The sequence below is a fragment of the Faecalibacterium hominis (ex Afrizal et al. 2022) genome (assembly GCF_049545105.1).
Lineage (GTDB): Bacteria > Bacillota > Clostridia > Oscillospirales > Ruminococcaceae > Faecalibacterium > Faecalibacterium duncaniae.
Map to the genome: position 1 here is coordinate 2,972,280 of NZ_CP186860.1, position 12,465 is coordinate 2,984,744.

14 protein-coding genes and 1 tRNA gene are annotated in these 12,465 nt (G+C 55.3%); 1 reads left to right on the forward strand and 14 read right to left on the reverse strand.

The features are described 5' to 3' along the window. Nucleotides 1-134: 134 nt before the first annotated feature. The 11 genes from ACKXGA_RS14320 to ACKXGA_RS14370 form a co-directional block, all read right to left on the reverse strand. A complete protein-coding gene (locus tag ACKXGA_RS14320; RefSeq protein ID WP_423729748.1) occupies nucleotides 135-1,916 on the reverse strand; it encodes a VirD4-like conjugal transfer protein, CD1115 family in 1,782 nt (593 codons plus the stop codon). Next, nucleotides 1,913-2,371 carry a PcfB family protein gene (locus tag ACKXGA_RS14325; protein WP_097779483.1) on the reverse strand — a complete coding sequence of 153 codons (459 nt, stop codon included), beginning with the start codon at nucleotides 2,369-2,371 and terminating at the stop codon, nucleotides 1,913-1,915. Before ACKXGA_RS14325 ends, ACKXGA_RS14320 begins: the two co-directional genes overlap by 4 nt. A 29-nt stretch (nucleotides 2,372-2,400) precedes the next feature. Then, complete coding sequence (locus ACKXGA_RS14330) at nucleotides 2,401-2,850, reverse strand: DUF3846 domain-containing protein (RefSeq protein WP_097779484.1); 450 nt, start codon at nucleotides 2,848-2,850, stop codon at nucleotides 2,401-2,403. After that, nucleotides 2,774-2,974: a hypothetical protein gene (locus ACKXGA_RS14335; protein WP_423729749.1), complete on the reverse strand. Its 201-nt coding sequence runs from the start codon at nucleotides 2,972-2,974 to the stop codon at nucleotides 2,774-2,776. Before ACKXGA_RS14335 ends, ACKXGA_RS14330 begins: the two co-directional genes overlap by 77 nt. Before the next feature lie 291 nt (nucleotides 2,975-3,265). Beyond that, on the reverse strand, nucleotides 3,266-3,736 hold the full coding sequence (locus tag ACKXGA_RS14340) for a hypothetical protein (RefSeq protein WP_227611650.1): 471 nt from the start codon (nucleotides 3,734-3,736) through the stop codon (nucleotides 3,266-3,268). 65 nt (nucleotides 3,737-3,801) lie between these two features. Beyond that, nucleotides 3,802-4,734: a ParB/RepB/Spo0J family partition protein gene (locus ACKXGA_RS14345; protein ID WP_242889535.1), complete on the reverse strand. Its 933-nt coding sequence runs from the start codon at nucleotides 4,732-4,734 to the stop codon at nucleotides 3,802-3,804. Next, nucleotides 4,691-5,524 carry a ParA family protein gene (locus tag ACKXGA_RS14350; protein WP_097770932.1) on the reverse strand — a complete coding sequence of 278 codons (834 nt, stop codon included), beginning with the start codon at nucleotides 5,522-5,524 and terminating at the stop codon, nucleotides 4,691-4,693. Before ACKXGA_RS14350 ends, ACKXGA_RS14345 begins: the two co-directional genes overlap by 44 nt. Then, a complete protein-coding gene (locus ACKXGA_RS14355; protein WP_423729750.1) occupies nucleotides 5,524-6,420 on the reverse strand; it encodes a DUF6017 domain-containing protein in 897 nt (298 codons plus the stop codon). Before ACKXGA_RS14355 ends, ACKXGA_RS14350 begins: the two co-directional genes overlap by 1 nt. Continuing rightward, nucleotides 6,383-6,637, reverse strand: coding sequence for a hypothetical protein (locus tag ACKXGA_RS14360; protein WP_005924919.1), 255 nt, complete (start codon nucleotides 6,635-6,637; stop codon nucleotides 6,383-6,385). Before ACKXGA_RS14360 ends, ACKXGA_RS14355 begins: the two co-directional genes overlap by 38 nt. Next, nucleotides 6,634-6,894: a hypothetical protein gene (locus ACKXGA_RS14365; protein ID WP_005945283.1), complete on the reverse strand. Its 261-nt coding sequence runs from the start codon at nucleotides 6,892-6,894 to the stop codon at nucleotides 6,634-6,636. Before ACKXGA_RS14365 ends, ACKXGA_RS14360 begins: the two co-directional genes overlap by 4 nt. Before the next feature lie 396 nt (nucleotides 6,895-7,290). Then, nucleotides 7,291-7,364, reverse strand: a tRNA-Arg gene (locus ACKXGA_RS14370). Between the two features lie 399 nt (nucleotides 7,365-7,763). Between ACKXGA_RS14370 and ACKXGA_RS14375 the strand changes: the two genes are divergently transcribed. Further along, entirely contained in the window at nucleotides 7,764-9,137 is a 1,374-nt protein-coding gene (locus ACKXGA_RS14375) for a TrkH family potassium uptake protein (protein WP_423729751.1), read from the forward strand. A gap of 79 nt (nucleotides 9,138-9,216) precedes the next feature. On the opposite strand, the gene pepT is transcribed toward ACKXGA_RS14375, so the two are convergent. The 3 genes from pepT to atpD form a co-directional block, all read right to left on the reverse strand. Further along, nucleotides 9,217-10,434, reverse strand: coding sequence for a peptidase T (gene pepT, locus ACKXGA_RS14380; RefSeq protein WP_423729752.1), 1,218 nt, complete (start codon nucleotides 10,432-10,434; stop codon nucleotides 9,217-9,219). A 158-nt stretch (nucleotides 10,435-10,592) separates the two neighbouring features. Further along, complete coding sequence (gene atpC / locus ACKXGA_RS14385) at nucleotides 10,593-11,000, reverse strand: ATP synthase F1 subunit epsilon (protein ID WP_097770960.1); 408 nt, start codon at nucleotides 10,998-11,000, stop codon at nucleotides 10,593-10,595. Further along, the gene (gene atpD / locus ACKXGA_RS14390; RefSeq protein WP_005933079.1) at nucleotides 11,000-12,412 is read right to left on the reverse strand and encodes a F0F1 ATP synthase subunit beta; all 1,413 of its coding nucleotides are present in this window, start codon (nucleotides 12,410-12,412) and stop codon (nucleotides 11,000-11,002) included. The genes atpC and atpD overlap by 1 nt, the downstream gene beginning before the upstream one ends. Nucleotides 12,413-12,465 lie beyond the last annotated feature (53 nt).

A 12,465-nucleotide genomic window follows, 5' to 3' on the forward strand; every position in this document is an offset into this window, starting at 1 on the left:
AAAATCTCCTTTGTTTTGAAAAAGTGACCCTGCACACACCTGAAATCCGTTTGCAAAAAGCCGAAAGCCACGGCGAAGGCCGATTTTCCGGTGTACCTGTTGGGTCAATGGGTAAAAAATAACCGCTCGTCTTATCAGGCGGGCGGGAGTGAATCGGCATCCACCATGATGAAGGTATCATCCGGGTGGATTTTTTCTTTTCGTTTCAAGAACTTCTCGATATCGAGTGCGTTCTTGGGGTCATAATCGGAGGTGTACTTGTAGTTCGGGTGCTGGGTCAGGTCGTACTTGTCGCTCAAAAATGGGCGCACACCACGAAGCTGCAGGATGCACTTGCCGCCATCCAGCACCGCCAGTTCATCCCGGCTCATAAGTTCGTGGCCGAGTTTTTGATAGTTGGTGCCATAGCTTGGGCTATTGCCACGGGTATCAGAATTGTTGTAGCTGTCGATGGTTTCCTTGCCGAGTGCTTCGGCAAGATCTTTCAGGGTGGTAGGCTCGCTGCCGCCGAGAAAGATCTGCGAATCCATATTGCCGACAATGGTGTCGGCGTTGTCCTTGTAGATGGCTTTCAACTGGCTGCGGGTCTGTAAGACCAGACACGCCGAGATCTCACGGCTGCGGATGGTAGCCACCAGTTTTTCCAGCTGCGGAATTTGACCGATGTTGGCACATTCGTCAATCAAGCACCGCACATGGACGGGCAGTTTGCCGCCGTATTGGTCATCTGCCTTATCGCAGAGCAGATTGAAAAGCTGCGTGTAGATCATGGAGATCAAGAAGTTGAAGGTACTGTCGGTATCACTCATAATCAGGAACAATGCCGTTTTCCGGTCGCCCAGCTTGTCCAGCTCCAGCTCATCGTACATGGTGGCATCCCGGACTTCCTGAATGTCGAAAGGTGCCATCCGGGCACCGCAGGAGATCAGTATCGAACGGGCCGTCTTGCCGGCAGCTAATTTATAGAGCTTGTACTGGCGCACAGCGAAGGAATTGGGCTTTTTCTTGCCCAGATCCTCAAACAACAGGTCTACCGGATTCTGGTAAGTTTCATCATCTTCCGAGACCTGCATGGTGTTGAGCATTTCCAACAGCGTTGCGAAGTTTTGCTCCTCGACAGGGGCTTCGTAGTGGAGGTACGCGATCAGTGAAACCAGCAAAAGCCGTTCAGCCTTGTCCCAGAAAGGGTCGCCGCCCTGACCTTCACCTTTGGTGTTGGTCATCAGTGCGGTCACGAGTTTCAGAACATCCTTTTCACTGTGGATGTACGCCATGGGGTTATAGCGCATACTCTTGGAAAAGTTGATGGTGTTGAAGAATTTTAGCTTGTAGCCGTGCTTTAACAGGGCTTCTCCACATTCCACGCCGATACTACCTTTCGGATCTGTAACCACGAATGATACCGGAAAATTCTTGGAATCACATTGCAGCAGATTCGGCTTGATAAAGAACCTTGTCTTACCGCTGCCGGAGCCGCCGACTACCAGCACATTTTTGTTCCGGGCGTTCTTGGGGTCCGGTGGGCGGTTGGACATCATCAGGCGTTCTGTTTTGGTGAGGATGATATTGTCCTCAAACTTCGGAGCCATAAACGGCTCGATATCTTTGGGTCCGCCCCACCGGGCAGAGCCGTACTCCATGCCATGGCGGTACTTCTTGGCGTTTTTGCCTTTCAGGTAGACCGCCAGCCGCATTCCAGTGCCGCAGCACAGACCAATGAACAGGTCAAACGGGTGCAGACTGGGCAGTGGATTGGCAAATGCAGCCGGGAGCGTATCCATCAGCGATACGATTTTATCGCCCAGTTCCTTGCCCACGGCCAGCCGCCACGCCTCGCCCAGATTGGTTGCCAGCAAGCCAATTACCACATAGGGCAGATAGAGCGCCAGCAGCTTAGAGAGCTTCTTTTTGCTCATAAGCTGCGTTCCTCCTGCTTGTTCCGCACCTTGTCCGGCAGGCTCGCAACGGACTGCGCCAAATCGTGCAGCTTTGCCAGCACGGATGGACGCTTGGTTTTATCCAGCACCGATGCCGAATATTCCTTGAATGCTGCGCTCAAAGCGTCCGTGTCCTGTGCCTTGAAGTAGATCAGATACCGGGGCGGCGTGCAGGACAGGTCTTTCTGGATGGAGTAGTCGATGTGATACCGCTTAGCATAGCGGTCAAAATCCTTGATGCCAGTTTTCTGGATCTCCACATTGGTCACGCCACGGTTCTGCCGTACCAGCCGCTTCATGGACTGCTTGCCCTGCGAAGCGTGCTTGTCGTACTGCCGCAGCAGAAACTGCATCCCACGCAGCAGGGTGCGGGCAGACAGTTTTGTGGTCGAGATGGCAAGGTTGACCGTCTTATGCTCGATTTCTTCCTGCATCGTTACCACCTCCTGTGCAGAAAATCGCCTTAACGGTCATGTTCCACCGGGGGCTTACTCACAGCCTTTTCTGCATCACTCTGAACTGATTCATCCGGAACCGGAATGACCATCAGGCGACGCCCCAGAGGGAGAAAGGCTTCGGGTTGATGGAATTCTTCTTCATACTTCTGCGCCAGCTCCGGGGAGAGCGATACAAAATCTTCCTCGCCCAGACCTACCACCAGAAAGGTTCCGGCAATAACATCGTACATCAGCCCGTCCTCGTCCCATAAGGCCCGGTTCAGCGGCAGACCCATAAGCTTGCCGTCATCGTTATAAACGATGGCAATCGGGTCATCAGCAAAGGGGTAGCTTGCGCCGATAGAGCCGCCCACCGCCTGCTGCAAGGCTTTCAGGTCGTTATCGATCTCGACCTGCTGCGGATACTGTCCCGGTGCAATTTTCAGCACCGACAGAGTGTTCTCGTTCTGCTCCATTATCTTCCACCTCGAATTTGATAGTGATTTCCTGCCCAGCACGGGCGGCGTTCAACAGAGCTGCCACAAAGAAGCCAAAAAAGGCACCAGCTTCAAAAATGATAAACGAATAAATATAATTCATAGCGAACCTCCTGCATTGACTGAACTGTGAGAAGAATCCTCTCAGGGAGGACGGGGAGCGCAAGACGCGGTGACGGTATGCTTAGTGGAAACATTGGCATGAGTATGCGGTGCGGCATCGGTAGAAAAATAGTCGTACAGAGAATCCCGCAGAGAATGGAAGCAACGAGCATGGTAGTCGTGCAGACGGAGAACCAGAATCTTCAAAACATCAACGGCGGAACAGTAAAAGTCCTCCGTGACTTCTGCGAAACTCGCATAGCAGGTCATTTCAGTATCCATACTGCACCTCTCAGTCAATGCAGATGCAGACCATTTTCTCGCGGCCAGCCATCAGAGGAACACTGTTCTCGGCCAGATAGCACTGGATCAGGTACAGGTCGGCGGTGGTAAGTGCAACAAAATTGCCATCGGTGTCGTAGCGTACAAAGACAACGGCACCGGACAGATACCGCTTGCCAGCCAGTGTGATGACCTGACGAGGGTCGTAACAGAGAGCCAGCGGCACATCGTCGCTGATGCTGTAGCAGGAATCTGCTTCATCGAAGCAAGGCAGGTAACTGCGGACGTTCGCCAGCGGAGTGATGGTCAGTTCGATCTCCGGGGCAATCACAGCGGCGTAAACTTCATCATCGCCGAGCTGCCGCTCCAACACATCGCTCATCTTGTTAAAGAAGTCGGTCACGGCAGTGTCCATGTGGTTGATTTTCTGATTCATGGCTTCGATGGTCTTTGCGGTCTTGAGATCAATGGTAGTGTTCATAGTGTTTTTCTCCTAATTTTTGCAAAAAAGAAAGACCCGGTCGGGTCTTACGTTCAAAAGGTGTATCAGCGTTCATTCTGCCGCTGCTGTTTACGCTGCCACTGATCCAGCAGCTTGATGATGGTGTCCTCCATCTGTTTCGGGGTGAAGCTGCGCGGGAAATACTTCCGCAGGGTGTCGTTTTTGATGACCACTTTGTCCAGTTCGTCCTTTTTTTCTTCTCCCATGACAGCAAAGGCAACATCATACGAGAAGTGCCCTTCCTGTGCCAGCTTTTTGAGCCGTTGCGCTTGGGAAAGGGATGGAGCATTCTGGGTGTCTTGCATCGCTTCTAAAAAATCCCGCTGTTGGCTTTCGTCCAGATAGGACAACTCCACAGCGGGATTAAAAGCAATTTTCTTTTCGTCTACCATATCCAGCAGTTCCGGGATGAGGTTGGTCAGGCGGATAAAACGCTGGACTTGCTTATAACTTTCGCCTGTTCCTTCAGCAACAATCTCTGTACTGCGTTTCCCGAAATAATCTGGGACAACTTGTCCCACATTTTTGGGTCGTCCAACAGTTCGCTCGATTGCTTCCAGCTTCATCTTGTAAGCGAAAGCCCGTTCGCTGGGCAAGATGTTCTCACGTTGGAGATTGCTGTCCACCATGAGCAAAACAGCGGCGTCATCATCCATTTGACGGACAATAACCGGCAGGGTGTCCAGCCCGGCAAGCTGTGCAGCGTGCTGACGGCGGTGCCCGGAGATGATCTCGTAGCCACCCTCCGGGCGAGGGCGGGCAATCAGCGGAGAAAGCACGCCGTACTGTTCTACGCTTTCCACCGTGCGCTGCATGGACTCATCATCCAAGACCTTAAAGGGGTGGTTCTTGAAAGGGAACAGCTCTCCAATGGGGATCTGTTGCACCTGCTCTCGTTGCTGCTCCTGTCGGGATTCTTCTGTGGAGAAAATGTCATCTGCCCCTTTCAGCGACACGTTTAAGCTGCCTTTCGGCATTCGCCATCACCTCCTCGGTCAGAGATTTATAGGCTTCTGCCACCTTGCCTTTGGGGTCGTGCTGGAAAATGCTCTTGCCTACGGCGCTGATCTCCGCAGCACGGACAGACCGGGGAATGGTCTGGTCGAACACCTTGATCTTGCTGCCGTAAGCACCTCGAATCAGGTTGTCAATCTGCTGTCCGTAGTTGGTGCGGCTGTCGGTCATAGTCAGCAGGATGCCCTCGATTTTCAGCTTGGGGTTGATCTGCCGCCGGACCTTCTGCACGGTCTGCAAAAGCTGTTCCAGACCTTTTGCGGAAAGGTACTGTGCTTGCACGGGAATCAGGGTGGTGTCTGCTGCTGCCAGTGCATTGACGGTCAGCATCCCAAGGGAAGGGGTACAATCCAGCAGAATGAAATCATAGTCGTGCTTTGCACTGTCCAGCACCTGTTTCAGCATCTTTTCCCGGTTCATGCAGTTGACAAGGGAAACTTCCAGCCCTGCCAGTTCAATGTTTGCCGGAATCAGGTCAACGCCCTCTGCATGGTGCAGGATGCCTTCACCGGGCGGAATGCTCTGATCGTTCATGGCTTTTGCCATCAGGGTGGAAAGGGTGGTAGGCAGTTCATCGGGCTGCTGCCAGCCCATGCTGATGGTAAGTGACCCCTGCGGGTCAGCGTCCACCAGTAGGACCTTCTTGCCCTCCATCGCCAGCCCGATGCCAAGATTTTCACAGGTGGTGGTCTTACCGGTGCCGCCTTTCTGGTTGACGATGGCTATTGTGGTTGCTTTCTTTGAAATTTTTATCACCTCCGCATCGCTAAGTCGTGATTAGTTTGGTTTTGATAGGAAAGCTGCATCGTGGTGGGTGCGTTGTACAGAGAAGCAAGCAGATACTGTTTCATGTTTCGGATCGGACTGCTGTTCTCTGCAAGGCACTTCAGCACAAAGCGAATATGGTCGGCGTTCAGCTTCATAAACCGGCTGCGTACCACCTCGGCGGGCTTATCGTCCCCAGCAATGCGCAGCGTCTTGCGGTTGGTGGCACAGGTGTCCACCAGCAAATCTACGATCTGATAGATGGTATCCTCATCGTCCGGGCAGAGCCGGAGCAGAAGGTCTACCTCCAAAGACTGAGAAAAATATTCTTCCAGTTGGGCGCGTTTGCTCATCCAGTCGTTTTCATCGGAATAGATAGGATCAGTATCGCTTACCTCTGTATTATTTCTCTCAGTCTTATTACATCGTAGTTTGGCCGGATCTTGAAGCGTATTCTGGACGGTTCCAGAATCGTCATTATCACGATTCAAGTAGGGCGTTTTTGACGATTCTGACGAAAAATTCTTTACATAGATGAGATCGGGCTTGCCCAGCCCCCTCCGTTTGCGTTCAATCAGGCCGTACTCTTCCAGTTCTCGCAGCAGCTTGGTGGCCTTTTTATCGGCACAGCCCAGTGAATCCTGCACCTCCTGCACAGTATAGATGATGAACACCCGCCCAGCTTTGTCCAACCAACCATTCCGGGCTGAAAGGCTCATGCGGTCCAGCAGGATACCGTACAGGGTTTTGGCATCTGTGGAAAGCGGTTGGAAGTTGCTATCCTGAAACAACAGCTTGGGAATCCGGTAGAAGGAGAACAGCTCGCTGGACTGCCCATAGAAGTAATCAAGGTCTGCGGTTCTTGTCGGCTTTTTTTCGGGCATAGAGAATATCCCATTTTTCAGGTGTGGAACGGAATACATTGACCTGCTTCTTATAAGGGCAGTGGGCATACAGGCAGGTGCGGAACTTGAAATCGGGTCGATAGTACGGGCACAGCTTGCAGCTGTCCGGGGCACGGTCGGAACCTTCGCCAGCGGCGATCACATGGTGCATAGAGTGCTGAACATGGCGCAGAGCTTCGTTTCGCTTGTGGCTCACTTGGCATCACCTCGTTTCTCCAGCGGTGCCATCAGGTCTTTGTAGCAGGGAACCAACACACAGGGCTTTGCCCGCTTGTAGGGGCACCCTTCGCACTTGCTGGGGCCTTTGGGCGGCTCGATCAGATAGTAGCAGTTCTCTTTGCCGAGAACGCAGCCCTTCTTTCGGTTCTTCCAGAAGAAGCAGTGCCGGCAATCTGCCGGGCGGGAAGCATGGTAGCGGATACCGTCCATCGTGACGGTCAGAACTTTTTTCATTGGTAAACCCTCCTTTGATGGATTCGGGAAGTTCAGCCCGAAAACAAAAAAGCGCGTTCCTCTTTCTGTTCCGAGAGAACAGCGAGTGAACGCGCTATGTATGGAGAAAAGTGTTTTACACGGTTTTGGGTAGGAATGTGGAAAATAGATTTACACAAATTATTTTGTATTTACATGGATTTACAGGAAAGCGGCTACCAATTTTAGCAGAGAGCCGGAAAACGGAGTTCAAAAGGTGCTTTATGGGGCTTCATTAGCTGGAAGCCTGATTTTATTAGCTGAAACCGAAAATTCTGCTAATGGCATTAGCTGGCTAATTTTGGTGATAGGTTCAAAATGAAAAATGCGAAGATCGTCTTTCACATGGAAAAATGACCTTCGCATTTCTTAAAAGGATGTCCCTACCCGGGTTCGAACCGGGGGCGTTTCGCTTAGGAGGCGAACCCTCTATCCAGCTGAGGTATAGAGACATATATGTATTATCGTTGATTTTTGACTTTTCTGCACTTTGTATGGAATGCTTTTCACAACGAAGTGACCGACTGCGTTGCAACCGGAACGGTGTTAAACTTGTTGCATCAAAAATTGTTGAGAAAACTTCGATTCCCGGTCTTGCTTTTGATTAGAGCAATCACTTCTGCCCCCAAGGTATCAGGTTGACCGAATTCTTAGGAGGCGAACGCTCTATCCAGCTGAGCTATGAAGACGAACACCATATTATAATACCGCAACTTCCCCACAAAATCAAGTTGAATCGGAAAGAAAAAAGGTGTATCCTATAGGAGAGGTGCTCATGCGCGGCATGGGTGCAGAATGAAGTGCAGGTGCAGCACAGGCGGCCCAGCACAAAAAGGAGCCAACTTATGGGGATGAAACGGAAAAAGAGAGCACCGCGTCGGCGCGGCTGGCTGCTGGGCAGCAGTGCAACGCAGGTCATCTGCATCAGCTTTGTGCTGTTGATCGCGCTGGGGACGCTGCTGCTGACACTGCCCATTTCCAGCCGCAGCGGTCGGCTGGGCGTGGTGGATGCCATGTTCACTGCCACCAGTGCCACCTGTGTGACAGGTCTGGTCGTGCGGGATACCTGGACACAGTTCACGCCCTTTGGGCAGGCGGTGGTTTTGCTGCTGATCCAGGTGGGCGGTCTGGGCTTGGTGACCCTGACCAGCTTTTTTGCGCTGGCGGCCAAACGCCGGATGGGCTTTAAGGATCTGCGGCTGCTGGGAGAAAGCGTTTCGGCCAGCGGATACTCGCAGGCTACCGATGTGCTGAAGATCGTGGTCAAGCTGGCGATGACCTTTGAGATCATTGGTATGGTGCTTCTGATGATCGCCTTTGTGCCGCAGTTTGGTGCGGAGGGCATCTGGATCAGTGCATTCACGGCCATCTCGGCGTTCTGCAATGCGGGCTTCGATCTGTTTGGCCGGTTCGGGCAGTATTCCTCGCTGGCTCCCTATGTCAGTAATTATTATGTACAGGCTGTGATCATGTTCCTGATCATGGCGGGCGGTCTGGGCTTTATGGTCTGGGTGGAGATCGGAGAGTGGCGCAGGAAGCGGCACCTGTCTCTCCATGCCCGGATGGTGTTGCTCTTCTCCTGCATCCTGTGGGTGGGTGGTGCCGCCCTCATCGGTCTGATGGAGTGGAACAACCCCAAGAGCATGGGTGAGCTGTCCGTGCCGGGCAAGGTGATGGCGGCCCTGTTCCAGTCGGTGTCAACCCGTACTGCCGGTATGAACACCATCGACCTGGCCGCCTGTGGGCCCATCACTAAGCTGCTGATGAGCGTTCTGCAGTTCATCGGCGCGGCTCCCGGTTCCACCGGCGGCGGTGTGAAGGTGACCACCTTTGCCGTTCTGATCCTGACCATGCGCAGCGTGGCGCAGGGCCGGGACGATTGTGTCATCGGCGGCCACCACATTGAATCCAAGACCGTTTACCGCGCGCTGACCATTATCATGCTGGGCATGGTGGCAGCGCTGGGCTCTGCCGTGGTGGTCTATTACAACACCTCGGATGCTGTAACGGTCATTGACGCGATCTTTGAATCCTGCTCCGCCTTTGGTACCGTGGGCCTCTCGGTGGGCGTGACCAGCCAGCTGAACACTGGGGCCAAGCTGCTGTACATGCTGGTGATGTTCATGGGCCGTGTGGGCCCGGTGTCCTTTGCCATCAGCCTGACCAGCAAGCCCGATGACAACAAACGCAAGATCCTGCCCGTTGGACAGATCAACGTAGGATAAGAAAAAATGGACGGCTCTCGTTTTCGGGAGCCGTCCATTTCTTATGTGCAGTCAGCGTGGAAAAGTTCCGGGAGCGGAATCATTTGCTGTAGATCTCCACGATATTCAGCAGGATTTCGGTTGCCTTGTCCATGCGCTCTACGGTGGTGCACTCGCACACGCCGTGGAAGTTGAAGCCGCCGGTGCCCAGGTTGGGGCAGGGCAGGCCCTTCCAGCTCAGGGTGGCACCATCGGTGCCGCCGCGCACAGGCACTTCCTCGGGGGTCAGACCGGCCTTTTCGATGGCTTTGCGGGCGTTCTCCACCAGATGGAAGTGGGGCTTGATCTTTTCCAGCATGTTGCGGTAGCTGTCCTTGATCTCCACCTCCACGGTGCCGGGGCCGTACTTGCCGTTGAGGTAATCGGCAATGTGGAGGAGGTTATCCTTCTTGTACTGCAGCTTATCGGCATCGTGGTCGCGCAGGATGTAGCCCAGCTTTGCGTTGGTCACGTCGCCGTACATCTGGCAGAGGTGGTAGAAGCCCTGACGGCCCTCGGTGGTCTCGGGACGGGCCATGATGGGCAGGGCCGTGTGGAACTCCATGGCCACATTGGAGGCGTTGATCATGGCATCCTTGGCGGAGCCGGGATGCACCGAGAAGCCGTGGATGGTCACGGTGGCGGCAGCTGCGTTGAAGTTCTCATACTCGATGCCGCCTACGTCACCGCCATCAACGGTGTAGGCGAAATCCGCACCAAAGCCCGGGATATCGAAGAGGGAAGCGCCCTCGCCGATCTCCTCGTCGGGGGTGAAGGCGATGCAGAGCTTGCCGTGGGGGCGGCCCTCGGCAAGGAGGATCTCGGCGGCGGTCAGGATCTCTGCCACACCGGCCTTGTCGTCTGCGCCCAGCAGGGTGGTGCCGTCGGTGGTGATCAGAGTCTCACCCTTGAGGTTGGCCAGGAAGGGGAAGGTGGAGACCTTCATCACCATGCCGGTGGCGGGCAGGGTGACATCACGGCCGTCATAATTCTCGTGCAGGATGGGGGTGACACCCTCGCCGGAAGCGTCGGGGGCGGTGTCCATGTGGGCGATCAGGCCCAGGGCAGGCTTGTCCTCACAGCCGGGGGTGGCGGGGATGCTGCCGTAGACATAGCAGTGCTCGTCTACCCGGGCATCCTCGATGCCCAGAGCCTTCATCTCTTCCACCAGCTGGCGGGCCAGGTCAAACTCCCGCTCTGCCGAGGGGTGGGTGCCGCTCTCGGGGTCGGAGGTAGTGTAAACGCGGACATAATTCAACAGTCGCTCGTATGCACGCATAAGAATGCTCCTTTGCTTGTATTTGATTCTATGATACGCTTTTCCGCGGCAATTTACAAGAGGGTGCAGCAGGGGAGCGCAGATCGAAGCGCAGTAAAACAACAAAAACACCGTCAGCCCGTTGTGTCAGACTGACGGTGTTCTGTTTGAGGGAGTGTTTAACGCTTGTATTTGGCGGCCGTCTGCAGGCGCTGCATGGCGCGGTCCAGTGCGATCTTGCTCTGGTAGTACTCGTGCATGCTCTGCTTGTGCTGCAAGCGCTCCTCGGCCCGGATGCGGGCAGCCTCGGCGCGGTTACGGTCAATATCTTCGGGCCGCTCGGCGCTGTCCACCAGCAGCAGGACAAAGGTGGGGGTCACTTCTGCAATGCCGTCGCCCACCAGCACCTCGCGGGTCTCACCGTCCACGGTGAACTTTGCAATGCCCATGTGCAGGGCCACCAGCACGGGGTTGTGCCCGGCCTGCACGCCGTACACGCCGTCGCCGGTGGGCAGGGTCAGGCTCTCGCAGTAGCCCTGATAGAATTCACCGCTGGAAGCCGTGATGTTCAGGATGAACTTTTCCATCAGTTGGCACCGCCCTTTTCCTCCGCCTGTTTGTCTGCGTACTTCTTGCGGGCATCCGCAAGGGTGCCCACGTTGAAGAATGCCCACTCGGGCAGGTCATCGCACTGGCCGTCCACAATGGCGGCAAAGCCCTTGACGGTCTCTGCCAGCGGGACGTACACACCCTTCAGGCCGGTGAAGTTCTCGGCCACCGCAAAGGGCTGGCTGAGGAACTTCTGCAGCTTGCGGGCACGGGTGACGGTGAGCTTGTCCTCTTCGCTCAGCTCGTCCATGCCCAGGATGGCGATGATGTCCTGCAGCTCCTGATAGCGCTGCAGGGTGGCCTGCACCTTGCGGGCCACACGGTAGTGCTCCTCGCCCACGATATCGGCTTCCAGAATGCGAGAGGTGGAAGCCAGCGGATCGACAGCGGGGTAGATGCCCTGCTCCACGATCTTACGGCTCAGAACGGTGGTTGCGTCCAGATGGGCAAAGGTGGTTGCAGGAGCCGGGTCGGTCAGGTCGTCGGCGGGGACGTAGACGGCCTGCACCGAGGTGATGGAGCCGTCGCGGGTGGAGGTGATGCGCTCCTGCAGGGCACCCAGCTCATTGGCCAGGGTAGGCTGATAGCCCACGGCGGAGGGCATCCGGCCCATCAGGGCGGAGACCTCGCTGCCTGCCTGCACGAAACGGAAGATGTTATCGATGAACAGCAGCACGTCCTTGTGGGTCTCCTCACGGAAGTACTCTGCCATGGTCAGGCCGGTCTCAGCGACCCGCATACGGGCTCCGGGAGGCTCATTCATCTGACCAAAGACCAGCGCGGTCTTGTTCAGAACGCCGGAAGCGTTCATCTCGCCCCAGAGGTCACAGCCCTCACGGGAGCGCTCGCCGACACCGGTGAAGATGGAGTAGCCGCCGTGCTCGGTGGCCACGTTGTGGATCAGCTCCTGGATCAGCACGGTTTTGCCGACACCGGCACCGCCGAACAGGCCGATCTTGCCGCCCTTGGCGTAGGGAGCCAGCAGGTCGATGACCTTGATGCCGGTCTCCAGAATTTCAGTTGCAGGTTTCTGCTCCGCAAAGCTGGGGGCCTTGCGGTGGATGGGCCAGTGGGGCAGATCGTCCACCGGGCCCTTGCCGTCGATGGGGCGGCCCAGCGGGTCGAACATGCGGCCCAGAGTGCCCTCGCCCACAGGGGCATTCAGGCCGTGGCCGGTGGCGGTAACTTCCATCCCCTTGCCCAGACCCTCGCTGGCAGAAAGCATGATGCAGCGCACCGTCGTTTCATCGACGTGCTGCGCCACCTCCATGGTGCGCTCAGTGCCCTCTGCGGTCACAGTCAGCGCTTCCTGCAGGGCAGGCAGCTTGCCCCCGGTGAATTTGACATCCACCACGGGGCCTGCTACTCGAATAATAGTTCCCTGTATCATACAATTGCCTCGTTTTTTTTGTTACAACCCTCTCAGTCTCACTTCGTTCGCCA

Coding starts and splice junctions, on each gene's coding strand:
- ACKXGA_RS14320 (WP_423729748.1), bottom strand. CDS start 1,916: ATGAGCAAAAAGAAGCTCTCTAAGCTGCTGGCGCTCTATCTGCCCTAT.
- ACKXGA_RS14325 (WP_097779483.1), bottom strand. CDS start 2,371: ATGCAGGAAGAAATCGAGCATAAGACGGTCAACCTTGCCATCTCGACC.
- ACKXGA_RS14330 (WP_097779484.1), bottom strand. CDS start 2,850: ATGGAGCAGAACGAGAACACTCTGTCGGTGCTGAAAATTGCACCGGGA.
- ACKXGA_RS14335 (WP_423729749.1), bottom strand. CDS start 2,974: ATGAATTATATTTATTCGTTTATCATTTTTGAAGCTGGTGCCTTTTTT.
- ACKXGA_RS14340 (WP_227611650.1), bottom strand. CDS start 3,736: ATGAACACTACCATTGATCTCAAGACCGCAAAGACCATCGAAGCCATG.
- ACKXGA_RS14345 (WP_242889535.1), bottom strand. CDS start 4,734: ATGCCGAAAGGCAGCTTAAACGTGTCGCTGAAAGGGGCAGATGACATT.
- ACKXGA_RS14355 (WP_423729750.1), bottom strand. CDS start 6,420: ATGCCCGAAAAAAAGCCGACAAGAACCGCAGACCTTGATTACTTCTAT.
- ACKXGA_RS14365 (WP_005945283.1), bottom strand. CDS start 6,894: ATGAAAAAAGTTCTGACCGTCACGATGGACGGTATCCGCTACCATGCT.
- ACKXGA_RS14375 (WP_423729751.1), top strand. CDS start 7,764: ATGAAACGGAAAAAGAGAGCACCGCGTCGGCGCGGCTGGCTGCTGGGC.
- pepT (WP_423729752.1), bottom strand. CDS start 10,434: ATGCGTGCATACGAGCGACTGTTGAATTATGTCCGCGTTTACACTACC.
- atpC (WP_097770960.1), bottom strand. CDS start 11,000: ATGGAAAAGTTCATCCTGAACATCACGGCTTCCAGCGGTGAATTCTAT.
- atpD (WP_005933079.1), bottom strand. CDS start 12,412: ATGATACAGGGAACTATTATTCGAGTAGCAGGCCCCGTGGTGGATGTC.